This is a genomic window from Alkaliphilus sp. B6464 (assembly GCF_018141165.1).
Taxonomy (GTDB): domain Bacteria; phylum Bacillota; class Clostridia; order Peptostreptococcales; family Natronincolaceae; genus Alkaliphilus_B.
The window spans coordinates 115,174-140,850 of sequence record NZ_CP058558.1; the positions used below are offsets into that span (position 1 = coordinate 115,174).

At 27.5% G+C, this 25,677-nt stretch carries 34 protein-coding genes; 12 read left to right on the plus strand and 22 right to left on the minus strand.

Annotation, left to right across the window (positions count from 1 at the left end; genetic code table 11):
• Positions 1-35: 35 nt before the first annotated feature.
• Positions 36-197 carry a DUF3006 family protein gene (locus HYG84_RS18310; RefSeq protein ID WP_212383093.1) on the minus strand — a complete coding sequence of 54 codons (162 nt, stop codon included), beginning with the start codon at positions 195-197 and terminating at the stop codon, positions 36-38.
• A gap of 186 nt (positions 198-383) precedes the next feature.
• On the opposite strand from HYG84_RS18310, the gene HYG84_RS18315 reads away from it, so the two are divergent.
• Positions 384-1,271 (plus strand): HsdM family class I SAM-dependent methyltransferase, encoded by an 888-nt coding sequence (locus tag HYG84_RS18315; RefSeq protein ID WP_212383095.1) that lies wholly within the window; start codon positions 384-386, stop codon positions 1,269-1,271.
• A gap of 19 nt (positions 1,272-1,290) precedes the next feature.
• On the opposite strand, the gene HYG84_RS20560 is transcribed toward HYG84_RS18315, so the two are convergent.
• The gene (locus HYG84_RS20560) at positions 1,291-1,413 is read right to left on the minus strand and encodes a hypothetical protein (RefSeq protein WP_256442603.1); all 123 of its coding nucleotides are present in this window, start codon (positions 1,411-1,413) and stop codon (positions 1,291-1,293) included.
• A gap of 68 nt (positions 1,414-1,481) precedes the next feature.
• Positions 1,482-1,817: a hypothetical protein gene (locus HYG84_RS18320; RefSeq protein WP_212383097.1), complete on the minus strand. Its 336-nt coding sequence runs from the start codon at positions 1,815-1,817 to the stop codon at positions 1,482-1,484.
• Positions 1,818-2,061: 244 nt separating this feature from the next.
• Between HYG84_RS18320 and HYG84_RS18325 the strand changes: the two genes are divergently transcribed.
• Entirely contained in the window at positions 2,062-2,778 is a 717-nt protein-coding gene (locus HYG84_RS18325; protein WP_212383099.1) for a hypothetical protein, read from the plus strand.
• Positions 2,779-2,865: 87 nt separating this feature from the next.
• On the plus strand, positions 2,866-3,585 hold the full coding sequence (locus HYG84_RS18330) for a hypothetical protein (protein WP_212383101.1): 720 nt from the start codon (positions 2,866-2,868) through the stop codon (positions 3,583-3,585).
• A gap of 94 nt (positions 3,586-3,679) precedes the next feature.
• Here the strand turns inward: HYG84_RS18330 and HYG84_RS18335 are convergent, their stop codons facing one another.
• From HYG84_RS18335 to HYG84_RS18345, 3 genes are all read right to left on the minus strand, one after another.
• Positions 3,680-3,967 (minus strand): hypothetical protein, encoded by a 288-nt coding sequence (locus HYG84_RS18335; protein ID WP_212383103.1) that lies wholly within the window; start codon positions 3,965-3,967, stop codon positions 3,680-3,682.
• A 131-nt stretch (positions 3,968-4,098) separates the two neighbouring features.
• Positions 4,099-4,857, minus strand: a complete 759-nt coding sequence (locus tag HYG84_RS18340) for an HAD family hydrolase (protein ID WP_212383105.1) — start codon at positions 4,855-4,857, stop codon at positions 4,099-4,101.
• Positions 4,858-4,876: 19 nt separating this feature from the next.
• On the minus strand, positions 4,877-5,464 hold the full coding sequence (locus HYG84_RS18345) for a hypothetical protein (RefSeq protein ID WP_212383107.1): 588 nt from the start codon (positions 5,462-5,464) through the stop codon (positions 4,877-4,879).
• Positions 5,465-5,597: 133 nt separating this feature from the next.
• Here HYG84_RS18345 and HYG84_RS18350 point away from each other — a divergent pair, with 133 nt between their 5' ends.
• Positions 5,598-5,981 carry a PadR family transcriptional regulator gene (locus HYG84_RS18350; protein WP_212383109.1) on the plus strand — a complete coding sequence of 128 codons (384 nt, stop codon included), beginning with the start codon at positions 5,598-5,600 and terminating at the stop codon, positions 5,979-5,981.
• A 116-nt stretch (positions 5,982-6,097) separates the two neighbouring features.
• A complete protein-coding gene (locus HYG84_RS18355; RefSeq protein WP_212383111.1) occupies positions 6,098-6,859 on the plus strand; it encodes a metallophosphoesterase family protein in 762 nt (253 codons plus the stop codon).
• 81 nt (positions 6,860-6,940) lie between these two features.
• Here the strand turns inward: HYG84_RS18355 and HYG84_RS18360 are convergent, their stop codons facing one another.
• The 4 genes from HYG84_RS18360 to HYG84_RS18375 form a co-directional block, all read right to left on the minus strand.
• On the minus strand, positions 6,941-7,462 hold the full coding sequence (locus tag HYG84_RS18360) for a DUF5698 domain-containing protein (RefSeq protein WP_212383113.1): 522 nt from the start codon (positions 7,460-7,462) through the stop codon (positions 6,941-6,943).
• A 71-nt stretch (positions 7,463-7,533) separates the two neighbouring features.
• Positions 7,534-7,818: a hypothetical protein gene (locus HYG84_RS18365; RefSeq protein ID WP_212383115.1), complete on the minus strand. Its 285-nt coding sequence runs from the start codon at positions 7,816-7,818 to the stop codon at positions 7,534-7,536.
• Positions 7,819-7,941: 123 nt separating this feature from the next.
• Positions 7,942-8,211, minus strand: a complete 270-nt coding sequence (locus tag HYG84_RS18370) for a hypothetical protein (RefSeq protein WP_212383116.1) — start codon at positions 8,209-8,211, stop codon at positions 7,942-7,944.
• A gap of 216 nt (positions 8,212-8,427) precedes the next feature.
• Positions 8,428-8,991, minus strand: a complete 564-nt coding sequence (locus tag HYG84_RS18375) for an RNA 2'-phosphotransferase (protein WP_212383118.1) — start codon at positions 8,989-8,991, stop codon at positions 8,428-8,430.
• A gap of 472 nt (positions 8,992-9,463) precedes the next feature.
• Between HYG84_RS18375 and HYG84_RS18380 the strand changes: the two genes are divergently transcribed.
• The 3 genes from HYG84_RS18380 to HYG84_RS18390 all read left to right on the plus strand — a co-directional run bounded on the left by HYG84_RS18380 (position 9,464) and on the right by HYG84_RS18390 (position 11,353).
• Positions 9,464-10,600 carry a hypothetical protein gene (locus tag HYG84_RS18380; RefSeq protein ID WP_212383120.1) on the plus strand — a complete coding sequence of 379 codons (1,137 nt, stop codon included), beginning with the start codon at positions 9,464-9,466 and terminating at the stop codon, positions 10,598-10,600.
• A gap of 119 nt (positions 10,601-10,719) precedes the next feature.
• Positions 10,720-11,073 carry a hypothetical protein gene (locus tag HYG84_RS18385; protein WP_212383121.1) on the plus strand — a complete coding sequence of 118 codons (354 nt, stop codon included), beginning with the start codon at positions 10,720-10,722 and terminating at the stop codon, positions 11,071-11,073.
• 19 nt (positions 11,074-11,092) lie between these two features.
• Positions 11,093-11,353 (plus strand): hypothetical protein, encoded by a 261-nt coding sequence (locus tag HYG84_RS18390; protein WP_212383122.1) that lies wholly within the window; start codon positions 11,093-11,095, stop codon positions 11,351-11,353.
• 36 nt (positions 11,354-11,389) lie between these two features.
• Here HYG84_RS18390 and HYG84_RS18395 read toward each other — a convergent pair whose 3' ends face one another.
• The 3 genes from HYG84_RS18395 to HYG84_RS18405 form a co-directional block, all read right to left on the minus strand.
• Entirely contained in the window at positions 11,390-12,040 is a 651-nt protein-coding gene (locus HYG84_RS18395) for a hypothetical protein (protein WP_212383123.1), read from the minus strand.
• A 136-nt stretch (positions 12,041-12,176) separates the two neighbouring features.
• A complete protein-coding gene (gene recJ / locus HYG84_RS18400) occupies positions 12,177-13,955 on the minus strand; it encodes a single-stranded-DNA-specific exonuclease RecJ (RefSeq protein WP_212383124.1) in 1,779 nt (592 codons plus the stop codon).
• Between the two features lie 80 nt (positions 13,956-14,035).
• Positions 14,036-14,752, minus strand: coding sequence for a hypothetical protein (locus HYG84_RS18405; protein WP_212383125.1), 717 nt, complete (start codon positions 14,750-14,752; stop codon positions 14,036-14,038).
• Positions 14,753-14,879: 127 nt separating this feature from the next.
• Here HYG84_RS18405 and HYG84_RS18410 point away from each other — a divergent pair, with 127 nt between their 5' ends.
• Entirely contained in the window at positions 14,880-15,104 is a 225-nt protein-coding gene (locus HYG84_RS18410; protein ID WP_212383126.1) for a hypothetical protein, read from the plus strand.
• 22 nt (positions 15,105-15,126) lie between these two features.
• Here the strand turns inward: HYG84_RS18410 and HYG84_RS18415 are convergent, their stop codons facing one another.
• Positions 15,127-15,858, minus strand: a complete 732-nt coding sequence (locus HYG84_RS18415) for a hypothetical protein (protein WP_212383127.1) — start codon at positions 15,856-15,858, stop codon at positions 15,127-15,129.
• Between the two features lie 351 nt (positions 15,859-16,209).
• Here HYG84_RS18415 and recA point away from each other — a divergent pair, with 351 nt between their 5' ends.
• Positions 16,210-17,220 carry a recombinase RecA gene (gene recA, locus HYG84_RS18420; protein WP_212383129.1) on the plus strand — a complete coding sequence of 337 codons (1,011 nt, stop codon included), beginning with the start codon at positions 16,210-16,212 and terminating at the stop codon, positions 17,218-17,220.
• Positions 17,221-17,423: 203 nt separating this feature from the next.
• Here the strand turns inward: recA and HYG84_RS18425 are convergent, their stop codons facing one another.
• The 3 genes from HYG84_RS18425 to HYG84_RS18435 form a co-directional block, all read right to left on the minus strand.
• Positions 17,424-17,966, minus strand: a complete 543-nt coding sequence (locus HYG84_RS18425; RefSeq protein WP_212383131.1) for a hypothetical protein — start codon at positions 17,964-17,966, stop codon at positions 17,424-17,426.
• 96 nt (positions 17,967-18,062) lie between these two features.
• Positions 18,063-19,376 (minus strand): vWA domain-containing protein, encoded by a 1,314-nt coding sequence (locus HYG84_RS18430; protein ID WP_212383133.1) that lies wholly within the window; start codon positions 19,374-19,376, stop codon positions 18,063-18,065.
• Between the two features lie 17 nt (positions 19,377-19,393).
• The gene (locus tag HYG84_RS18435) at positions 19,394-19,954 is read right to left on the minus strand and encodes a hypothetical protein (protein WP_212383135.1); all 561 of its coding nucleotides are present in this window, start codon (positions 19,952-19,954) and stop codon (positions 19,394-19,396) included.
• A gap of 325 nt (positions 19,955-20,279) precedes the next feature.
• Between HYG84_RS18435 and HYG84_RS20920 the strand changes: the two genes are divergently transcribed.
• Complete coding sequence (locus HYG84_RS20920) at positions 20,280-20,909, plus strand: accessory gene regulator B family protein (protein ID WP_212383137.1); 630 nt, start codon at positions 20,280-20,282, stop codon at positions 20,907-20,909.
• Entirely contained in the window at positions 20,866-21,033 is a 168-nt protein-coding gene (locus HYG84_RS18445; RefSeq protein WP_212383361.1) for a hypothetical protein, read from the plus strand. The genes HYG84_RS20920 and HYG84_RS18445 overlap by 44 nt, the downstream gene beginning before the upstream one ends.
• 18 nt (positions 21,034-21,051) lie before the next feature.
• Here HYG84_RS18445 and HYG84_RS18450 read toward each other — a convergent pair whose 3' ends face one another.
• The 5 genes from HYG84_RS18450 to HYG84_RS18470 form a co-directional block, all read right to left on the minus strand.
• The gene (locus tag HYG84_RS18450; RefSeq protein WP_212383140.1) at positions 21,052-22,374 is read right to left on the minus strand and encodes a sensor histidine kinase; all 1,323 of its coding nucleotides are present in this window, start codon (positions 22,372-22,374) and stop codon (positions 21,052-21,054) included.
• Entirely contained in the window at positions 22,358-23,104 is a 747-nt protein-coding gene (locus HYG84_RS18455) for a LytR/AlgR family response regulator transcription factor (protein WP_212383142.1), read from the minus strand. Before HYG84_RS18455 ends, HYG84_RS18450 begins: the two co-directional genes overlap by 17 nt.
• 230 nt (positions 23,105-23,334) lie before the next feature.
• On the minus strand, positions 23,335-24,015 hold the full coding sequence (locus tag HYG84_RS18460; RefSeq protein WP_212383145.1) for a hypothetical protein: 681 nt from the start codon (positions 24,013-24,015) through the stop codon (positions 23,335-23,337).
• 29 nt (positions 24,016-24,044) lie between these two features.
• The gene (locus tag HYG84_RS18465) at positions 24,045-24,803 is read right to left on the minus strand and encodes an ATPase, T2SS/T4P/T4SS family (protein WP_212383148.1); all 759 of its coding nucleotides are present in this window, start codon (positions 24,801-24,803) and stop codon (positions 24,045-24,047) included.
• A gap of 162 nt (positions 24,804-24,965) precedes the next feature.
• Complete coding sequence (locus tag HYG84_RS18470; RefSeq protein ID WP_212383151.1) at positions 24,966-25,652, minus strand: hypothetical protein; 687 nt, start codon at positions 25,650-25,652, stop codon at positions 24,966-24,968.
• Positions 25,653-25,677: the final 25 nt, after the last annotated feature.

The window sequence follows — 25,677 nt, forward strand, 5'->3', positions numbered from 1 at the left end:
ATATTAGATATTTATGGGCTTGGTTTTAACATTTATTAAAATAAAATTTCTACCACTTCCTCATCAATAGTCACTTCATCTCCTTCTCTTGCATCCTGTGGCAATTCAACTATTTGGACTTTAGCATAACTACCATCCTCAAGTTCAAGAATCGCATAGTAATCTTCAAAACCATCAATCAATCCTCTTATTCTCATAACGCCACCCCCTTCCATGTTAGTTTATTTCAAAATATTTATGTTGCAAGATATAGTCCATTGTCAAATGTTTTTTATAATATTGCAATTTCTTTAGATTCATCTAAAAATCTTTGAAACTCTATTAATAAAAACCTTAATATAAAAACTAATCATAAGGATTTAATTAATCACAGGAGGGATTTTATGAATAAAAAAAATTATTTAGAGAGATTAACAAGAATTGATAGAGCAAAGGAACTTCTCGAAGAATCAAGAAAAAGAAAATTATCAGATAACGAGATCTCAGAATTAAAAACACTCCATACGGGTTATGGAGGGATATATGGAAAATATTCTAATGACCAATTTTTCACACCAGACATCGTTACAAGTTTTATGGCTGATATATTACAACTTAATGATAATGACAAGGTTTTAGAATTTTCTTGTGGCACTGGGAATATTATTAACGCTTTAGAAAATAAAAATAAAACACTTAACATTACTGGAGTTGAACTGATGAGGGAATATGCAGATATAGCCTCTTTGTGTTATCCTAAAGCAAATATTATTAATGGAGATGCGTTAGAATATCTTGATAGATTTGAAAATTCTTTTGATATTGTCATAGGTAATCCTCCTTTTGGACTAAATATCGAAAAAAGTGGATTTAATATAGCAAAGAGAAAATCAGAGGAATACTTTCTTGAAATGGCCGTTAGATGTCTTAAAGAAGGTGGTTATGGAATGTTAGTTCTTCCTGATGGGATACTTTCAAATAGTACTTATAAAAAACTAAGAGAGTGGTTGATTAGTCAAACTTATTATCTTTCAAGCATATCACTTCCATCTGAAACCTTTTATTTTACAGGGACTTCTGTTAACACAAGTATTGTGTACTTTAGAAAGAAAATAAAAGGTTATGAGCCGGGCAATTATAACATATTTATGGCTATATGTGATGATATTGGTTGGGATAGACGAGGAAATGAAACTGGAAAATGCGATTTGAATTTAATTAAAGAGACATATCTAAAAGAAAGAGATATGAGTGTATTAATAGATATCCCAAATCTAAAAAATGTTATATAGCCTAAATTAGCAGGATTAATTATCCTGCTTTTTCTTTTCTTTTTATCCTCCCATAGATTAAACAGTCTAATATAAATAAAATTAAAAATACAATTATGGGTAAGATCAATAAGACCTTTACTATCTTATATGCTTTCTTCATGCGTCCACCCCTCTCTAAATAATTTAATGTCCGATACTTGTTTATAAATTAAAAAGAAAGGAGAATAACTATCTTCCATTTTTATTTAATCCTAAGTGTATAGCATACATACTTATATGTTTTGTGTACAAATTTAATTCTTTTGACATTCTATCTAATATCTCTTTTTCTTCTCCTTCTATACGCACATGATGATTTTTTCCTTCTTTCCCAAGTTCTCGAAAAACATAACCACCCATTTCTATTAACAATGTATCCTTATCCGCTTGTAATCTATTCTGCATTGTTTCAATGCCACTTTCTAAGAGACCTTTTATTTTAAAATGCCTTATTCTATTTAATGTAGAAAAAGATACATAAGTTTCTATTGCTCCATACTTTTTCTTTTGTTCTATTGCTATCATAGTAATCACCTCATTTGCTTTTTATATAATTTTTTCATATTTCTGTATATCAAATTATACTTTTTATTGTCAAATATTTTTTGCAATGCATTGAAATGCCTATTAAAAACCCTTGCACTAATATCAAAAAATTTATAATTAAAATGCTATGGAAAATATCGTTAACAACATCAATAAATTATTGAAATGAATTTATTCAATCCATTATAATTTACCTACTAAATTATAAGGAGGTTTATTATTTATGATTGAAAAGGATATTAATATAGAACATTTTCTTTTAGATACAGAATTTATTATGGCTAAGGATATTTTGCCAGATTGGGCAGTATTAAAACTTAAAAATCAATTTTTAGATGATCTCTTTAAAATATTAATGACTTTAGGAGATTATAATTCAGGAATTAGTAGTTGCTTTTATATGGATACAGAAGAGCAAGTTTTAGGTTTTGATATGACAGAAGGTATTCCAAAACTTTTTAGCAGCATATCAAATGGTATTCTTTCTAGCAGTATATTTTTGGAAAGTAGTTTACATTGTGAATGTGATCCAGACGAAACCTCTTTTTTAGTATTAGACTTTGGAATTAATCAAAATAAACCTTTTGAACATGATTCAGTTACTTTAGCAAAAAGGTTGGTTAATAAAATAATGGTTTCACCTTCTTATATAGAAGATTCATTACTTCACCACACTTATATGCAAGAAAAAAATAAAGAGTGTGAAGAATTTAATACATGTAATATTGTCATCAAAGAAAATATTGAATTCACACTATCTATTAGAAAAAGTTTATTATTAAGAATCTATAAAGAAATTAAAGAAAACATGTTAGAAAATAATCAAGAATTTATACTTCAAGAGTTCCTTAAACCTCTTGAACTAATTAAGCAAATTCTTCCTGAAGCAGACGAACAAATTGCATTATTAATTGCAGAAGTAAAAGAGTCATTAAGTTAGATATCTAACTTAAAAACTCCTGTTTCCTTTTGGAAATATTAATATATAGATTAAAGGAATTAAATAATTAATAAAGGAGAAAATTAAATGTTTACTTTAAATATTTTAGATCCAGATATTATATTAAAAAATGTATACACTGACAAAGTAGAATTAGGAAAATTTCATAAAACTAATACATCAATGTATTTTATTGATGATTGTGCAGGTTTTGAAAATGGCGGGAATGATACATTAACTGGTTTTGAAGTAGAATATTTAGCAGAAAAAAATGAACTGCGAATATGCGGAGTGCCAAGTATTATAGTCGATAAATACAAATACGATGGAAATGTAAGAAAAAGGCTCGGAGATGTCTCTTGGAAATACAAAAGACGATATGAAATAAGAGATGCATATGAGGCTTTTTATGGTTTCTTTGAATTACTTAAATCTGATGGACAGCAATATGTAGAAGTGCAGCCTGATATATTGCCTTTTATTGTTTATATTTTAGAAAATTGTAAGGGTGGCGTAGTTATTAAAGACGATACATTTTCATTAAATCTTTTAGACTTTTTTCAAATTCGTGGAAAAGTAAGTGCTGGATATTGTAAAAATGTTTTTTTATTTTCTGATATTGGATTGTATGATAAACATTCTAATAAGAATTTTTTTGACTTAGAGGAAGTCTCTTTATGTAATTTAGACTATCGTTATTACGACCATACACTGGAGTACATTCTAAAATCATTAGAAGAAAATGAAATAATCAGGTATATTAATCTTTCAATTCTTAAAACAACTTTCATACAGTCAAATATGTAAATATTTATTATTTAGAGGGTGATTAACACCCTCTTTTAATTTGAGTTAATAAAAAAGAGAAGTACTCAGGCCTCTCTTTAATAAAGGGAATTTGCTATCTAAAGTTCTTAAAGGCACTTTTTAATCTTATAAATAAAACATCTGCTACCTCCTCTGAACCTTTCACTATCTCTTTTCCATTTATCAATAATATATCTTTTGACACTTCAAGTAAAACTTTTTCTTTATCGTTTTTTAGAGCAGTATTTAGTTTAGCATATATTACATCAATAATATTTTCCTCTTTAGAATGATATATCATTAGATCATTTATATATAATGCATTTTCTCTAGTCTCAATCAATGGTTCTTTTAAAAGAGTTATTTCTTCCATACCTTTCATTTGCCCTGCCTCCTATCATTCAATTATAAAATCACCAAGACACTCCTTAATTAAGATTATTATATAAATACTTTAATTTTACAAGAAAAATCGCATTTTATCAATAAAAAAGAGCCTTATGCCCTTTTAAATTACTTAAATATATTAGTTAAAACTTCTGGTAAATCCTCAACCCTATTTATCTGAAAGAATTTTTCGTTTTCATTTAGTTCTACTTCATCATAGGACCATACAGTTTCACAAGGAATATGAATTGCATACATTCCCACTTCTAGTGCAGGATTAATATCCGAACGGATACTGTTTCCAATCATAACACAATTATTAAATCCGTATTTACCAAATAACCTCTGATAAACATCATTTGTTTTATGTGGAGTAACAATGATATTCTTTTGATTTATAATGTTGTAAAGACCATTTTTATATATCTTATATGATTGCACAACATCATCCCCGGCTGTTAAAATATATACTTTAAATCCCATATTCTTAACTGCCTGAATAGTTTTATATGCATTTTTATATAATGGTTCTACAATATCATAAATACAATCCGATAGTTCATATAATTCCCTCATTTCTTGAATTTCAGGTGATTTCTTAACTTTTTGGCAAAGTATCATATAAGCCTCTATAACAGACATTGGAAATCTAGTTCTCCTGAAACCTAAATTACTTACATGCTCTATGTCTATCTCCTCTATTAAAGGAAGAATTCCTACATGATTGATTTTCTCTCCAAAGATTTCAATCAACTTATCTTTTGCTTTTAGTTTTGCATCCTCATATAAGTGCGAAGTTGGCTGCAAAGTATCATCCAGATCGAAGATGGCCACCTTCCCATTAAATTGATGCATAGTATTATTCTTTTTGTTCTCTATTATCATATACATTCCCCCTGTTTTATTAATTCTTTTCTTTACATATATTTTTATATTCTAAGTCTATTCGATTTTTAATAAATTTCATTTCATAAACCATATCTCTTTTATTTTTTTGAACAATGTCATAAGGTTTAATAGTTAAATATATGCAACTGTAACAATAATGATTTTCTTTGTTTCTAAATACAGGACTACTTCTTAATTCAAATATAGGATGATACTTTAGTTCATTTTTAATTTTAGCGGTAAAATAATTTAATTTTAAAGTAGAGTACTCAAAGCCAAAGTTTGTTTTAAACAATTGTTTTGCTTTTTTCTTATCTATATAAAAGTTACTTTGAAAATGCAATATATCTATTTTATAGGTAAACATACAGATCACTTTTTTTCTTCTCTTCGAATATTTAAATTGGTAATCTTTTTCACCAACTTTTATCAGTTCTTTATTTAATTGCTTTACGGAACTATAAATACTTTTATTAGAGATATTTAATCTATTTGATTCTTCAGAGACTTTTTTATCTTGATTCATTTTTTTGTTACCTGTTTCATGTAAAGTATCAACATCTAGTTTTGAAAAAACTCTTTTAATCTTACTTAAAAATGTCATAAAAAACCTCCTTGCATAGACTCTATTTTTAACATAACACATAATTAGGAATATTTTGCTAATATACCCAATGTGTGTTATAATGTTTTTATCATTTACGATATTATTATTTAGGTTAGGAGGTCGTTTCAAGTTGAGTAAAAAACGGAATCGCTTACTTGCACCAAGGGATGTTCTAAATGTAAAAAAACTTTTTACAGTTTACATGTTAAAAGAACTTGCAAAAGGACAAAGTTTTTATGGGAAAGAATTCTATGATAAGTTAAAAGAATATTTTATTGATTTTCATGTCCCAATATCATACTCGACTATTTATGAAACACTTCATTCCTTAGAAGAACAAGGCTGGATTTCTAGTAATTGGGACACAAGCACAGCAGTAAACAATAGATCAAAGAGATACTATAGAATAACAGATGAAGGATTAAAATATTACAAGACAATATCTCCTGACGTAGTACATACTTTAAAGCAAAATAAAGACTTGATACAGAAATTTATTGACCTATTGATGTAAAATTCCTTCTTTGAAACTCACCTAATTTTAGGTGAGTTGTTTTATTGAAATACATCTTATCTTCATGTAAAATATTAAAAATTTTTAGGATTTTATTTTTCTATGGAGGGATTTTTATGAGAATTGGATTTATTTCAGATGTACATGGGAATTTAGAAGCACTAACAAGTGTTTTAGAAATATTAAAAAACAAAAACATAGATAGAATTAATGGGTTAGGAGATTTTGTAGGTTATATGGTTAACCCTAACGAATGTGTTTCCCTAGTAAAGCAATTTAAATGTGTTATGGGAAATCATGATTGTGCATCATTTGATGTAGATCAAATATTAAGTTTCAATACTCGTGCTAAAGAGGCTATGGAATGGACTAGAAATGAGTTGACTAAAGAAAATATTGCATTTCTCAAATCATTACCTGACAATAAAATATACATTGAAGAAGATTATTCAATTGCTCATGGGGCCTTAAACGATAGATTTAAGTATATAGAGGATGAAATGTATGCTCGTATTAATCTAAAACTCCTTGAAACTCAAGTACTATTTGTTGGCCATACTCATATACCTGTAATTTGGAAAGGCGTAAAGAAATACTATAATCATTTACCACACAATTATAGATACCAAGTAGAAGAAATTGATGTTTATGATAAAATGACTTTCAAACTAAATCCAGAAGAAAAGTATATTATTAATGTAGGCAGTATAGGCCAACCAAGAGACAATAATAATTTGGGTTCTTTTGTTATTTTTGATACAGAAAAAAAGGTTGTTGAATTTCATAGATTTGATTATCCAAGAAACATTACTGTTCAAAAAATGATTGAATTAAATAGACCTAGAAGATTATATGAAAGAATTATTCAAGGAATATAATCAATTCACTAAAACTTTAAACTTAAAAACTCCCCTAATAATTAGGGGAGTTTTTGTTTAATAATTACAAATGAATGTTGTCTATAAATTATGAGCCAATGTATTAATTTTACCTGTCGTTTTTTTAATTTCAGATATTATCATGTTGGCTTCGGTATAATCGTATTTTTCTAATATTTCTTTTAGCAGTTTAAATTCTTTTCTTGCTATAACAATATTTATCGCATATCTCTTGCTACCATTCATCCCATATCCTTCAAAATTTGTTACAGAATACCCTAATCCTCTAAGTGTATCAGCAATTAACACCGCTTTTCCCTGTTTTGCATAAACAGTAACACCTAAAATTCCTAGAGCAAGTTTACTTTCTATATAATTTCCTAACATAGAGCCAATTGTCTTACCTAATGCAAAAGCAATAATAAATAAAAAACTATTTTCTTGACTAATACTTTTGAATATAGACATAAACATTATTGCATCTATAAATGTGATAATGTATACCTCTTTATTTAGGTTCTTAGAAATAAAAATTGTTTTCATTGTTCCTATTGTATTAGATAAAATATTCAAAATGAAAACTAACATTAAATTTAACACCATACTATCTACTCCTCTTTTCCTAAATACCTTTCTTTTTTAAAGAATATATTTAAATAAGTCTTTTTTAAAAATTAAAACTCAATTTCTATAATTTCTGAACCCTCTGGAATATTATCTTTAATAATATATTCAACTGTATATCCCTGTTCCTTTACTCTATCTAAATATTCATCCAAAAATACCCCTGCATGTTCATCTGCAAATACTTCTTCCATATAATTATCCAGTGTATTATTGACAGTATCCATAATATTGTCATCACCAGTTATCTTAATAAAGTGATCTAACTGAAAAATTCCACCTTCCTCTGATGCGTACCAAAAGAAATTTAAATAAAGTATATTTTTACTATTCATATCTAATAACCTCCTCAAAATTATTAATACCTAATTATAATTGATTGCTATATTTTAGAAAAACATTCAACCATATATCAAATAAAAAAGACGGTCTTTAAAAACCATCTTTAAACTCTGATTTTATTTGCTGGACAGTAAAAATATCATCTTTTTAATTTCATCAATAATAAAATCTTTATTTATTGATGACTTTTCAAATTCACCAACTTTTTTATTATCTAAGTATACTTGTATTGATGGTTCAGGACCATCCATTGTACAGAAGGTATCCTTCACACTATCTATATACTTTCCCACTACAGCGTCTAAATCCCCCGTTGATAAGATTTCTTTATCAAAATGCGACCACGCTCTATACTTATGAATAAGTTTATATGTTGCCCCGGCCATCATCCTGCTAAATATTACTTTTTACCTTTTAATTCTATATCCATATTCCTCACTCCTTAGATTTATATTTCTTTAATATACAATGCGTTCTCTACTTCATCAGCAGCATTCATACTACCTAATTCATGACAATTTTCTAAAGGTCTGCAAAGACATTTCTGAATTCCCCATATACATGAATATCTGATATAAAACCTACTTTATACTTTTTTATATCTATTCCCTCTCTCCTGCTTCTTTAATATATCTTGACGGCAGGTTTTCACTTAAATAAATTCCACTTGTTTCTCTATAAAAGTTAATTCCATCTTTATATGCATCATTTGCTTTTATCAATAATATAACTGGGTGTTTTGTCCTTCGCTTTGCTACCATTAAGGCTGTATCCTGATCTAGGGAATAATGAACATATTGCCTACTCATAGATTTCAATCCGTTGTTTTGAATACTTTTATATGCCTCTGGAGTTGTACCATGATACAAGATTTCTGGTGGTCCACAAGGAACCTTATTAATTTTATTCACTACAGAATGGCCATAAAATGCTCTAATTTTTTCGTCAAGAAGTTCATATCTTTTTTTATCATCCGTATCTACAATAAACCGAATATCCTCTATAGTAATATGCTGCCACTTCTTATCATAATTCTTAATGCTTGTTAATAAAGCCTTCACACTTACCCAACCGTCTTCATCCAATTGAAGCCCAAATTTCTCGGGATGATGTCTTAAAACATAAGAAATTTTTTTACTTAAATCTATTACTTTTTTATTATTCATCTTATATCTCTCCTTTCCCCCTACATAATTGCTTATTTAATATAACATATAAAAAACTCCTACTAGATGGCAGGAGATCTCTTATTTAAATTGTGGAGCATAGGCATGTTCACCTAAAACCTTAAAAACATAATCTTGGGCTTGTAATCCTTCTATAATTTCAGGAAGTGCCTCTACTGTTGTTGTTTTAGGTGTAGAGTCGTGAAATAGTATATTGGCAACCTTTTTATTTTCTGTCCCATTTAATACACTATTAATATAAAAATATTCTTCATTTTATCATCATCACTTTCTTTAACATTTTTGATACTACATCATGTAAAAGAATTGGGTGAATTTCAAGTTATGAAAGGCTTTATAAAAAAATAATATATTATATATTTTTCCTTGAAATGTTTATTAATCTTTTTTTATATTACAGATAATAAATTATTTAGGTATTTAAATACATAATTTTAGGAGGTATTTTATAATGACAAACACTAATACTGCTTTAAAATATACTAATAACATCTTAACTCATGGAAATTTAGGATGTGATGATTACACAATGAAGTTTTACGATTCTGATAGTTTAATTTCAGAACTAAATCGTAGAGAGCAAAATACATTTAGAGTTACTGTAGATACAAAGGCAATTGAATTTTTAACAATTGATCAACTTTTATCTCATGGATATCAATTAAAAATGACGGCTCAACAAGATGCTATTGATGAAAGCAGGGTATTTGCAAAAGTAAATGATATGATCTATCCAATATCCTTAAACTCTTTTGTATCTATTAAAAGTCGCATCGACATTTATGGAAAGGGACTTTTAGATCTTAGTGACAAAACATTAAAACTTGTACTTAATGAACTTATTTCCCAAATAGATAAAGTTATGATAGTTATTATTGACAATAAAATTCGGGCAATATTTAGTGCTGCTAATGGTGGTTATAAACCAATTCCTGCTAACGAATTATTAAAGACAACACTTGACACTCTAGGTGAAAGAGTTAAGAACATTAAGTTTGAAGTTGCATGTATGGACTATGACTACATGTATGTTAAAATGTTATTTCCTGATGAAAAGGAAACGCTTCAAAACCTTTATAACAAAGATGAAGATTATATTCCGGGCATAATGATTAAAACTTCAGATACAGGATTCTCGGCTAATGAGATAAATCCTATTTGGAAAATTGGAAGCACTACTGTTGTTTTTGAACAGCCACATGAATCAGTAAGAATGATTCATAGGGGACAAAATGCGAATATTGATACTATCAAAGATGATGTTCCAAATATATTTGTTAAACTAAGAGATACTATCAAACTCATAAAAAAACAAATGCAATACAAGGTTAAGTATCCTCAATTAACCCTTGACAATGCTTGTTATAAACTGAAATTAGGAAAAAAAGACACAAGATATATTCAGGATAAATTTAATTTGTTCTTATTTATGAATCCCGACAAAGAAATTACAGGTTATGATTTAACTAAATTATTTGTTGAAATGGCTAACGAAATTAAAGATGAAGGAAAACAAGCGGTACTTGAATCTATTGCAGGTAAAGCATTTAACTTAAACTATGAAAAATTAGATAAAGAATTAAATTAATTTTTAATGCCCTATGTAAAACATAGGGCATCTTCTTAAAGTACACACATTTTTTAGTTGATATTACAATTGGACTGTAATATTGATATAATTAAACTTAATAGGAGGAATTGATAATTATGGCAAATTCATTATTTGTTAACATTAGAAGAACCATGGAAGAAATGATCCCCTTTGGAGAAAAAAGAATCGTTTATTATATTGAATTGAAAAATGACTATAGTTATGCACTATTGGAATTAATAAATAATGATGATAGACAAAAAATATTAAGAATGACTTCTACAAAAGAGATTATAGACTATATTGTTCAAGAAGTTATAGAGAAAAACAAAGAAAATATCGACATGTTTATGGAAGATACTTGTAGTGCTAAATTCTATCTAGTATCACCTGTAGATAATTTTGACAAAGAAGATTTCTTAGCCTCGATTCATAACTACTCTGCTTATATCAATGGCATGTCACAATAGATTTTAAAGGAGAATAATTATGGAAAACCAAAATAAAGAAATCACATTAACAATAAAACAACTAAAAATAATTAAACGATTAGGAGAATTACAATCTAATATTATGAATGAAATAGGACACTGTACTGACTCAATGATAAGTTTTTTACATGAGGGAATGTGTATTGTAAATCCTTTTATTGATGACACAGGAAGATTCGATATTTCTAATCCTATTGAATTCTATGGAGATAATTTCTTAAATAGCGATTTCATAAAATTTGTAAACGATATTGAATAAATAAAAACCTGCATTATTTAAATGCAGGTTTTGTTATTATTTTTTTTGATTCTTTTCTTGTTGAATTTTTTCCCATTCTAATCTTTGTTCAAGCATTTTATAAAAATGTGCGGTCTCAAAGTCTTTGATATAATCTCTAACTTCAAGCATCCTTATAAGCATTTCACCTTTTGAAAGATATACAGTACTTACATTTTCTTTTATATAAGTACCTTTAGCAATACTAATTCCTCCATTTTCGCTCTTTTGAGCCTTACCTTTACCTGTCTCAATCGAAATAGTCCAAGGACTGTTCATATTCCCTTGGTATTTAATATTGAAATTAGTTACAGGAGAGAAACCTTCTTCATCTTTTTGATAAAAATTAATTTTGCTTTCATTAAATCCTGTTGATTTTGTGTATCTATCTTGCTTTTCAAATTCTGCTGTATTTCCGCTTAAAACCATTTCACAAACGCCCTTCATAACATCAGGTGTTAAATTATGCTGCACTACGACTGCTTTATCACCTTTCCCTTTTGTCCAATCAACAATCACAATTTGTACTCTTGAAAACTTACCATGAACTGTTGATTTTTGTACTCCTAATTCTTGAGAAAAGTCGTTAAACTGCAATCTATCATTGAATTCTACTAATTTAGTTGAGTTATTGCTTTTAGTGATTTGTTTTGTATTTACTATTGCCATGTAAAATTCCTCCTTGAATTCCATAAAAATTATACTTATATAATACAGTAGCATTTTAATAAGCCTTTCAAGACATTTCAACTTTTTTTATAATTTTTTATTTAAATCATAAAAAAGCATTCTTCTTAGGGATGCTTTAATTAGCCTTCTTCACACTACCTTTTAGTGAACTAATAAGAAATGACTTATCTCTCTTTTCTAATGGTTTAAAATCCTGCACCTGCATTTGAACATTTCTATATGTCTGATTGTTTTTAGGAGAAGTATATACATTTATACTCGGTGAATAAAGAACTTTGATTTGGTTTGGAGAATTATATTTCTGATATAAATATGTCATTCCAAATGCAATTCCGTAAATATCTTTAACATTATCATCCACTTTATAATTAAATTTAAATCGAAGATGTGAGCCGTCTCCCACTGGTCTTGCTTCCTCAATATCAAGAAGATTTGTAGCAATTCTTGGTGACACATTTCCTTTACCAATTGGTTCTAAAATTTCAAGTTCTCGAACTAAATCTTCCGTTGGGTTATCTATTACACCATCAATTTCTATATATGGAACGAAAGGTTCATTATTTAATAATTTTTTTGCAATCTGATTCAATTCATCAGAAAACTTCTGAAGTATTTGTTTATCCTTTTTCATGGATAAACCACAAGCCATTTTATGTCCTCCGCCCTTAACCCACAAATGTTTAGTTTTTTGTATAGCAGAAAACAAGTCAAGTGGATGTTCTTCTACCCCTCTGCCAGAACACTTAAAATATTCTTCTCCTTCTGTAAAGATAAATGTAGGGACTTGATATTTTTCTTTAATCTTACTTGCAATAAGACCAACCAAACCTTCTGGTATATTTTTATTTAAAACAACCATTACAAAATTATCATCAAGATTATTTTGTTTAATAATAGTCTCGGTTTCTTCTAAGTGCATAGCAGTAAGCAGTTTTCTTTCTTCATTAACCTGATGAAGTTCTTTTGCAAGATCTAATGCTCTTTCTTTATTATCCGTTATCATCAATTCTACAGCAGTTTCGGCTGTATAAAGACGACCATCTGCATTAAGAGTAGGTCCTATTTTATAAGCAACATCTGATGCTCTCAGTTCTTTAAGTTCATATACTTTCATAAGTGCATTAATTCCTTCGATGAGTCCATAGTTAGCAGCAAGCAGCCCTTCTTTTACGAGAATTCTATTCTCGTCCGTTAAATCCATCATATCCTGAATTGTTCCAATTGCAACAATAGGAAGTAAATCGTAAATAAAATCAATGTTTTCATCTAACTTCTTGAAAACGACTTCCATTACTCTCCAGATTAATGCACATCCACACAAATTCTTATTTGGATATGGATCATTTGCACGTTTCATATTAATAACTGCATCTGCTTCAGGTAATGCTGGAGGGCAATCATGATGGTCCGTAACTACAATTTGCATCCCTAACTCTTTAGCAAGTTTAACTTCTTCTATACTTGCTATACCATTATCTACTGTAATAATGAGTTCTGTCCCTTTATCTTTTAACACTCTAATAGCATCACAATTCATTCCATAACCCTCTTTAATTCGATGAGGAAGATAAAAGTCAACATTTGCTCCAAGGTAATTTAAAGCCCTGATACTGGCTGCAATTGCAGTAATTCCATCAGTATCATAATCACCAAATACCGTTATCTTTTTTTTATCCTTTATTGCCTGTGCTATTATTTCACCGCCTTTATCAATATCCAAAATCATACGCTGATCATAAAGATATGATAAGTCTCCATATAAATATTTATTCGCTTTATCTATATCAACAATTCCACGATTCATTAAAAGATTAGCCTGAAATTCGGTAATTTTACAACTTTTTGATAAATGGTTAATAATGTTTTTATCATTAGTCTTAGTTATCCATTTCATAATATACCTCCTTTAAAATTATTAAGCCAAAGAATTTCTTTGGCTTATTATAGATACTGATAATATAACTACTCAAGAATTTATTTCTTTCTTTGAATGTTGAAATTATTATATGAGGCTAAATTTTCTTCTTGTTTATCAACTTCTTTATTTTTATTTCTAACTTCATCAATCAATCTTTTTCTATCTTCAATCATTTCATTTCTTTCTTGGCGATTATGTTGATTAAAAGTTTCGTCCTCCAATAGATTCTCATTCTGGAGTATTTTTCCAATACTCAACACACCTATGCCTTCACAATAAGTACATATTGTTGAACCTGTGCTATTAAAACGCTTATTTTCTCCCCCACTTGATGTTCCATTAGAAGATCCTTTACATTGTGGACACACAAAATGAAGATTTAAAAGAATGGGAAGGAATTCATTTGTACTATTTAATTTATTAGTAATTATATTAATATCGTCTTTTATATCCTCAACTTTTGTAGTAAGACTAGTTAATATAGCCTTGTCGATCTTATTGCTAATTGAATTTAAAGATTCTAAACTTTGTTGAATACTCTTTATATCTGTATCATTAATACTAATTTTTTCTCTAAGTTCCTTAATTGTTATCATAACCTTTTGAAGTATATCATCATCTTGAGTAATATCATGGCTCCCATTGTCTAAGAGAAACTCCTCGGCCATCCTCATTGAATCATGAATATCATTAAGTCTTTTTTGTTCCATATCTATTTTTTTCTGAATATCATTTTTAATAGAATTAATAACTAATGTTGTGTTAATATTCATAACAAACACCCCCTATTTTTATATAATTACAAATTACATACCTGAAAATCAAAGTTTTTAACTTGACACTGGCTTTAATCATTTCCTAATATCCTTCTACAAATTCAGTGGGTAGGGAGTGATATATATGTTTCAAAAGCCAGTTTATAAGGTTAAAATGGTTCAAGTAACCTTTCATTATCGTCACGATAAAGAACCAGACACATTTACAATAACTCAAAATGAGTTTATAGATATATCTAAAAGAATATTTGAAAAGATTGGTATAATCAAAATACAACAAAATAAATATGATCTTACTATGATAACTCGAATAGAAATTGAATTTTTTACAGATTTAATTGCACGATAACCTATTTAAAAATAGGTTATTTTTATTCTTCTGTAATATTCTTAATATCGAATAATAATTTCTTTAGACTTTTATTAACATCTATAAGAATCTTCTCATTTAGTCTATTAGTATAATTTACTTGATCTTGGTATTCTATCTGTATTGTATAAATTATGTTATCCAAGTAATCTTCCAGAAAAGATTCTGTATCACTTAATAACTTATCTATATCTCCCCATTTTTCACAGATCTTATATATATCCTCTAAAATTTGCTTGTCCTTTTCTGATAAATTATCCTCTTTTTCTTTTACCTCTTTAAAAATCAAAGTATTTAGAATCCCTGCTACGGAGTCAGAAGTTCTTAATGAGGCACTAACTTGTGATGTATCAGTTTTGTATTTATTGCATAGTTCTATTTCAAGATTTAAATATTCTTTTACGCAACTATTTATAATTAAATATGCTATAAGTTTTTCATCTTGACTTTTATCCTCATTAAAACTTTGTCCATAAATACTATTTAATTTCGCTGTATATTTTAAATATAGACTCAAAGCAACATCTATATCTCTACTCTTAATTATTTTTTCTTCTGTAAGTAATTTATAGTAAAAATAATCAATAAAGCATTTATCATCTTGCAAATTGACAATTTCATCTCTACCTATGTTATATTTTTCAATATTATTTATTAAACCATCAATAATTGCCTTAGTTGATTGAATTATTCTAAATTCATATATTTGCTGAATATGTTTTTTTATGTTCATACATCACATCACCACCTTTCCTATTTTGCCTCTGGTTTTAACATAACATAAGATTATATTAAATTACTTATAGTGCGTATCTTACACTCTGTATATTATGTAAAGAAATTGCAAAATCAAATTTTTATTACAAAAAATTCCCTCAAATAAATAAGAGAATTTGCTCATTTGAACTATACTACTTGTAGAAATAGTTAATTCGTAAAGAGGTTGATTTATATTTCCATCTAGTTATTTAGACAACCCTTATTCCACTATATGTCTACTAAATTTTAATGATACGCAATTCATTGTTGCATTTTATGTGTTATGTTAAAAGTACAATATTTTAAAACACAAGGAGGCTTTTACATGGACTTACAAGCAAAAAATAAGGCACTTGAACTTGCTATGAATACTATAAAAAAGCAATTTGGAACTGGTTCTATTATGAAGTTAGGGGATACACCTATAAAAAAAATGGAAGTTATATCAACTGGATCACTAGATTTAGATATAGCGTTAGGTGTTGGTGGGGTTCCTCGTGGAAGGATAATTGAAATATATGGACCTGAATCGTCAGGAAAAACAACTATCGCCCTTCATATAATTGCAGAATGTCAAAAAAATGGTGGTATTGCTGCGTTTGTGGACGCTGAACATGCTCTCGATCCTATTTATGCAAAGGCAATAGGAGTTGATATTGAGAACTTAATTATATCTCAACCAGATACAGGAGAAATGGCTCTGGAAATTGCAGAGTCACTAGTTAGAAGTGGTGCTGTTGATGTAATAGTTGTAGACTCTGTAGCAGCACTTACTCCTAAAGCAGAGATAGAGGGAGAGATGGGTGATAGTCATATAGGATTACAAGCAAGATTAATGTCCCAAGCACTTAGAAAACTTACTGGATCAATTAACAAGTCTCAATGTACCGCAGTTTTTATAAATCAATTAAGAGAAAAAGTTGGAGTAATGTTTGGAAACCCTGAAACAACCCCCGGAGGAAGGGCTTTAAAGTTTTACTCTAGTATTAGAATGGATGTGAGAAGAACAGGCTCTATCAAAGATAAAGATAATATAATAGGAAATGAGACTAAGATTAAAATTGTGAAAAATAAAGTTGCTCCTCCATTTAAAGAAGCAACACCTGATATCATGTATGGTTTAGGTATATCTTATGAAGGAGATGTTCTAAAATTAGGAAGTAACCATGGTATTATTAATAAATCTGGGGCTTGGTATTCATATGAGGATCAAAGATTAGGACAAGGTAGGGAAAATGCTAAACAGTGGTTAAAAGACAATCCTGAAATAACAAAAGAAATTGATTTAGCAATTAGAAAAATCTTACTTCCACATATGATTGAAGAAATGGAATAAGATAATAAATAATTAAAATAACAAGATCAGAATTTTTAAAAGAAGAATGAGTTATTATAATAGAGTTGTAAAAATCCTAAGATAGATGAAATTACACATCAACAAACATAAAATCCTCTCTCAACTTTACACAGTTATAGTTGTGTAGTCAAAATAACTAAATCGTATCTTATAGATACGACTTTTTATATATCATTTTTATTTTATTTATCTTTCTTGGCATAGAATATCTGATTTATGTTTTGTAATTTATTCTGATAAGCAACATTTAATCTCTTATACAAACTTAAACTAATCTCAAAATACTCCCTTACCCCTGAATTTAGTTGTTTATTATTTAGTTGATTATCAACATGAGCCATATTCATCATTTCAAAGGAAACAAGTAGTATTTGAGCCTCTTTTATATTTAATTCTAGTAAAAGTTTTTTCGCTTCTGAGTCTACTTTAGTTTTGTCATCATTTTCACTGACGCAAATCCTTGTCTCCTGTTTCTGTTCTAATATTTTATTATCACGAGCAAGTTCTTCGTACAAAGTCTCTAATCGTTTCGTAAAATTTCTACAAAAGTTGTAATAGTTTTTTGATTGCTGCTCTATATCATTAAAAAATATTTCTATAACTTTTTTCATTCTTGTAAATGCAACCCATATCTCTTGTTGAGACAATTCTATAAAAAGAACATCTCGGTTATTATTTTTTTCCTGTTTCTTTTTATTAAAATTTATTACTTTTCCTTCAGACATTAATAATAATCCCCCTAGCCTATATAATAAACATGTGAAACTTACTATATTTTATCAAAAAAGATAGACACTTGATAGTGCCTATCTTATATAATTCTATTTTCTCATTGAACTACTAAAACTAGCATACATTGTCTTACTCATAGATCTGGTGATAGAATTGCTTGAATACTTTGTCTCTAAATCCTTTAACTCATTCTTTTCTTGAGATACATTAACACTTGTATAATTACAAGCAATTGAATCCAGTCTAACACTTGAATTCATAAAAGTATTCTGAAGCCCTATTATATTGCCATTTTCATAAGATTCAACGGAAGATACAACAGCCTTGTTTTTAATAAGATCTACAACCCTTTTCACAATATCACTGTTCTCCTTATACTTTGAAAGTTTTTGTTCTTCGCATACAACTTTCAAATAATTAGATGTTTTGACAATATGATCTGCTCCGTCTTTAGTTTTATATACAACTTTTATGTTGAATTGGATATCTTCGTTAACAAAGTTATTCTTTATTTCAAAAATAACACTTCGCTTAGTGTGCATATCTCCAATAAAGACTTCAATATAATCATCTTTAATTTCTTGAGTATATGAATTAAGATTCTCGCTTATTTCAATTAAATTAGGCAGTTCTAATAACAGTTTCACACCTTTTGCGGTAGTTGACCTAGATAGGTTTAATTCATCTTTAAATATTTGATCTAATAAACCCAAATCCTCCACATGGTAAAATAATCCTCCACCGCTCGTACTAATTGCATTAAGTATTTTTGAATCGTAATCTAACCCTATTCCTAGTGTAGATATAGTAACCCCTGCTTCAAACAATTTTAATGTCAATGTAGACAATCCATCTATATCGGTAATTCCTCTATTTGCTTGTCCATCACTTACAACAATAATCTTACAATCATAGTTTTTAATATGTTCTTCTGTAATCATAGAAAAAGCCTTGCTGATACTATCAGAAATATTAGTGCAACCTCCTGTCGTAATTTTTCTTATTGTGGACATAACTTCATTTCTGTTATTTCTCGTTATATGAACTAGTTCCTGCTCTGTAAATGCTAAATCATCAAATGTAACTACTCCGAACAAATCTTTTTCTGTTAGTAAATCCATGAATTTAATAGCAGAGTTTTTTGCTCTACTCAATTTAGACTCACTCTCTCTATAACACCTTTCTTTAGGATTAGATAGTGAGGAATAAGAAAGATTATATCTGCCATTTGAATCAACTGTGCCATCCATTGAAGCACTTCTGTCAAGAACCAAAACCATCAAAACTGGTTTTTTACTATCTTTTTCTACTTCCAATATTGGAGGAATTAATTCAATTTCCATATGATTTAACCCTTCCCTATTTAAAATAATCTCTTTCGCAAATCCTGTTTTTATTTTCATATAAAACCATCTCCTCTTTAATTTAATATATTAATAATCTCTATTATTTTAGTTAATTTATTTGAGTCAATATCATTACTCACAACAAGTGTTATATCTTTGTTTATTTTAATAGTTATTTTTGTATTATTATTTTTCATTTTATTTGAGTAATCCTCTGTTGAAGATGCTGCTAGAAAAGATCTTTCCACACTTTTATTTTGTTTAATAATGTCATCTGTGTTGTTAAAATGAATTTTCTTAGCAACATAACTAGAAGTATTACTTTGATAAAAATCAGTTGTATTTTCATAAATATTTATCCCTTTAAATCTTTCCTCTATTTCCTCTAATGAAAATTGATTAATAATATCCTTTACTTGTTTTAAAGTAAAATTTGTATACTTTTTTAAAATAAGAATCCCTTTTATCTTTTTTATTTCTACATCCGTAAAAACATTTTTTCCAGTGTTATCTAGTTTAAATAATTTTTTATCGAAAGCATAATAATTAACTGTTCTTGTGCTTATATCAAATTCACCACTTGATGAAATAATATCTGCAATTTCTTTTGCTGAATATTTCTTTTTATCTTCCATAAATATCACCTCTTTAATTACAGTTAACTGTCATTCTTACAGTGTGATGGCATTATAGTGAAACAATTTATCGAAGTCAAGTTTTAATTTGAATTTTTCATAAAAAAATCCCCATGCATTAAATACATGGGGATAAATCAAAAAAATACAGGATAACTCTATGGATAAATTCAAAGATAATACGATTATATATATTTAACTATGAGAAGTAAATGGACCTATCACGAACTACTGCTTTTTTATCATGTTTGCTGTTTTTAATATCACTCATGAGAGAAATCTCACTTTATATATGTGTTATGTTGAAAAAGAGGTGATAAAATAAATGAGCATCAGGGAAAATATTAAACTAAAAACTATTAAATTTATTTCTGAAACTTTACCTAATAAAAACAAAGATGATTTAGAATGTATTGGATATGGGATAGAGATATTCTTATGTAATATTTTGAAAGTAATTTTATTATTTATACTCTCCTATAAGTTAGGAATATTTAAATATTTTCTTATTTCTTTTGTCAGTATGAACTCACTAAGACTCTTATCAGGTGGAGTACACGCAAAAAAAAGTTGGACATGTTTCCTGCTTAGTATCTTTGTATTTTTTTCTCCTATATACATATCAAGATTTATCATTATTAAATTGGTGCCTAAAATTATTTCATTTATTATTTCTTTTATACTGATAATATTATATGCACCTGCTGATTTAGAGGAAAAACCATATGTCAATCCTAAATTACGTAAAATATTAAAAATTGGTTCTTCTATAACTTCAATTTTATTAATGATACTTTCTATGGTTATTAAACAAGATTTTTATTCTAATATTATATTCTTATCAATTATTATTAACTCATTATTAATCACGCCGTTTGTATATAGACTTTTTAAAAGGAGGTTTAGAAACTATGAACATTATAACATGGGCAGCAGTAAAAGTTTTTCTGGCTAAAATGATCGCATTACTCGCTGATATTTTAGCCCATACATCAGTTTATGCTTCTGTTATATTAATTTTTGAAGAACCAACAATTCCCGATTCATTACTTAAAAAGCAGAACTATATTAATAAATAAAACAAGAAAAACGCTAGATTAATCTAGCGTTTTATTTATTATGATCTCTTGTACAAAAAGATTCTCATCAATTAATGTATTGATTATAACATTATGATAAGATTTAATTATCTCCTTGAGTATCTTTAGTCCCATCCCCCTATTAACTCCCTTTGTTGAGTACGAATTGGTAAATATCTTGTTTATTTGAGGCTTATCTTTAAATGTATTTGATACAACTAATGATATTTCTTGGTTATCTTCCATGATTCCAAAAGAAACTATTTTATCTTCTGTATTCATAGCCTCCTCTATGGCATTATCTAACAATATACCAAGAATTCTACATATATCAATAGTTTTTATTTGCATATCATCAATGTCCTGTAATATACTTATTTTGAATTCTACACCTAACTGCATTGCATATACCATCTTCGTAGACAAAACTCCTCTTATAGCAGGATTTTTAATATGATTAATATAAGATATGTCATCTGTAATATCAATCTTACCATACTCCCTTAATATTTCTTTATTGTAAAATTCCTTTAACCCTTCTATATCATTATTTTCAAAATATCCATTTAGTGTAGCCATTATATTATTAAAATCATGCCTAAATTTTCTAAAATTCATAACTAATTGATCCACAAGTTCTGTGTATAGCATTAAATGTTCATATTGTCTATTCTTTTGTTCATATTTAAATCTTTCTTCTGCTAAATTGTTATTTATATGAAAAGTTAACGTGGTAATGATAAAATACAATAAGAATATTGCAACATATGTACTTATAATATTTTTTACAATATCTTCAGGTAATCGACTAATCATTAAAAGCAGTACATCAAATAGCAAAACTGTAATAATTGCATATATTACAATTAATAGTTCCTGTTTTGCGGGTGTTTCCTTAACAGTTAATACTTCTTTTATAAATTTAATACTTATAATAGACACAGTTATGATGATAGTTAAACTATTTGACAAAAGCCATAGGATATTTGTATTTTGAATTTCTAATAAATTATAATTAAGAATACACATTAAAATAAATCCTGAAACTATGTCTCCAATCATGAATATAAAATAACTAAAAACTGCATATATAATGGAATGAGTTGTTTTTGTTTTATAAATAAGTTTATTGCAAATAAATAACGTTAAATTAATTAAACTAATTTTAATTAATATTTGATTTATAAAAGTTGATGCAAATATAGCACTTCCGATCACTAGTGCATATTGAGAAGTTTTATAAAGAAATATATTTCTATCTACTTTATTTAACACTTTATTAATATATGCAAATACAAAGGCACTCATAATTGAAGAAATTATATTAATTGTTATTGGCATAGTTTATGACCCCCTTCAAAAACTTTTTAGAAATAAAACATTTGTGATCACCTTGCATTATTACATATAGATCATTTCGATTTAAATTTATTCTCTTAATATGTTTGAAGTTAATTATAAAAGATCTATGACATCTGTAAAAATCTTTATTAAGTTTTTCGCCAATCTCCGACAAAGAGCCATATACCTCAATTTGATTATCAAGTGTATGAATGATAATTTTATGATTTATAGTTGTTTCAATGAAAATAATCTTACCATAGGGAATACTGTAAAAATTTGCACCTGATTTAATAAATAAAATATCATTATTTTGATGTAAATTAAGTTTATTACATTCAGAGACAACTACGTCTAAACATTCACTTATTCTTTTTTTTAAGTTGTTGTCACCTTTGCATATATAATCCAACGCTTTTAATTTATATTGAAATGTTTTTAATGTTAATTCTGGATGACCAGTTACGAAAATTAAATATCCATTCATATCGTGCTTTCTTATCTCTTTGGCTAATATTAGCCCATTTATATCTGATTTAAGTGCAATATCTAAAAAATATACATTAACTGAATGATTGTTTTCTTTAACATAATCAATAACTTTATATGGATCATTTGTTGTTAACTTTATTTCTCCTTGGATTCCGTTTGTAGAAATATATTGTAAAACATATTCGTCAATACTGTTTTTGAATCTTTTATCATCTTCACAAATTATTATATTCAGCATATCATCCCCTCTTTCTTCATTTTTTCTTTAATATTTTATTTGTTTCTGCTCTAATTTCAATTTTCTATTATAGATTTTGAAAAATATTAGACAAACTAACTATATATTTTCTAAGTTTAATTAATAAAAATAATAAGATTAACCTTTCTTATAGACAAATAAAAGTCCTTTAGCAAACACTAAAGGACTTTTATTTATCTACAACTTAAACTTAATAATATTTATCTGTTTTAATTAAATAGTTCTTTTTGAATTTTTTTAATAACTATTTTTTTTCTCATAAAGTTCAAACTTATTCCAACAATTATTAATAACATTAATAACTGAGCCATTAAAGCAATTAAGGCTAAGATAACAAAGAGCATTTTAGCACTTAAATTTTTATTTCTTATTCCATCAATCAGTAAAATACCTGCCGTAAATCCAATCGAAAGAAGAAGCACAAATTGAATTTGATTATCTACCTGAGAAATCAAAAATGTTACTATCATAGATACAAACTCTGAAACTGGATCAATAAAAGTTTTATACCTATCACCATCGTAATAATATTTCCTTTCTGGTTCTGTAAAAAGTTCAAAATCTTGACTAATATATTCAAGTATCTTAGCACAGATTTCAGCATGAGTTAAAACCTTCATTTCTTTCATAATATACATATTTGCAATTTTACTTACATGATGATACTTATTAGTTTCTAATTTAATAGGACTTACTTCTTTATAGATTCTTATATCGTTATATTTATCGAGGCCTATGCAATACCCTGTTTTTATATTTTGAGACTCTATAATACTATTTATTAATCTCTTGATCTTTTTATTGAATTTTGCTTTGTAAAAGTTTAATTTTTCTAAAGACTGTATTATATTTTCTAAATCTGTTTCCACAAAAATATCTTTTACTCTCATTAAAAACTCCTCCTTTTTAATAATTACATCTATTTAAACATTGGCATCCAACCTGTATTTATAAATTTATTTGTTTCTTTTTCATGTTTAAACATATCTCTAATGTGAAATGTTTTTGTTAAAGCGTCAGTATTTTCTTCTATTATTAGTTTGGGATCTATCATATTTTTGTATATATGTCTATTCATTTCTTCTATAATTTCTATTCCTCCAAAACCAATCACTTCTCCAATACTTAATACCTTTATTGAATTATCCTCTATTTTCTCAACTTGCACGATAATATTTACCGACTCTGCAATTATTGTATTTATTTTATTAATATTAGTTTTGTTTAATTGATAATATAGCATAGATAACTTATATAAAGCCTCTTTAGGGTTGTCAGCAGTTAAAGTTGCTAAATAATTGGAACCATGCATTTCTCCAACATGAACAAAAAAATGTAATTCTTCTGGCCACCTACACTCTCCTATAATAGTCCTATCAAGATAAGACTTATCAATGTTATCAATAATACATTTACTGTTATCAATAATAGATTTACATTTATTGTCTTTATATCTATCTTTATTAATATTAAGAGGTCTTTCAACAATAACAATTGAATGCTCTGGATGAATATGATTAACTGATGCTTTTAATAATGCTATTTCTTCAGAACTACCTCCACCTACAAATAATATGTTTTTCTTTCTGTTTATACTCTTAATTAAAAAATCTTTCATATCATTAGTCATAACTCCAAACCTTACTAAATCATTAAAATTATTCATATATCCTATCATTATTCGCACACCCTTTTATTTTCAACATAACACATGAAGTTGATAATTAATTTGAATAACATGATAAAAATGCATAAAAATCACACAAATTACTTGTGTGATTTTTGTATTAGATATTTGAATATTACTAATTATCATGCTTTATAATGCAACATAATTTTTCTAAAGCCCTCTGCAACATCTTGTTCTTTCTTCTATTTTTTGTCCTGTTAAAAATCCTATGATCAGTTGAATATTTTTATAATAAATTTCATTTTTCCCATTATTGTGCTTATACCTAATTTTTAAAGCAATCATATATCTTAAAACTTTATTTTTTATATCACTAGGTAGCGGAACTCTCATGGTTTCTTCTTTATTAGTCATAAATATTTTGCCGTTCCATATTTCATCAGTATAACCACGACCTTTAATTACAATTCTATCTAAAATAGTTTTATGACCTAACACCTCTACAGAGAAACTATCATTCATGTAGATTTCAAAATTTATTTCATGCTTTCCCTCTCGAATAACATTCCACCTCTCCTGTGGAATAAAGGATTTATCGTATCCTAAAAATTCGGCTTCTTCCTCTACGTAATCAGTCTTATCCTTATAACCTTTAAATAAATTTAAATCATTTAAATCTATAGTATATCCATGTGTGTATATTTTGCACATTTCCTCGTAATCTACTACTTCACTCCTGCTATTTAAAGCCTGTAGACTGCCTATAACATCCCTTGTCCTTTTGATAGTAATTGGATTATGTTCATAACCATTCAAATTAAAAGGTTCATTTATATCAATCTTAGTGACATTTAAAATACTAATCAATAAACCTTCCATACCTACCATATACTTCATATTAATATCTCCTTTATATATATCA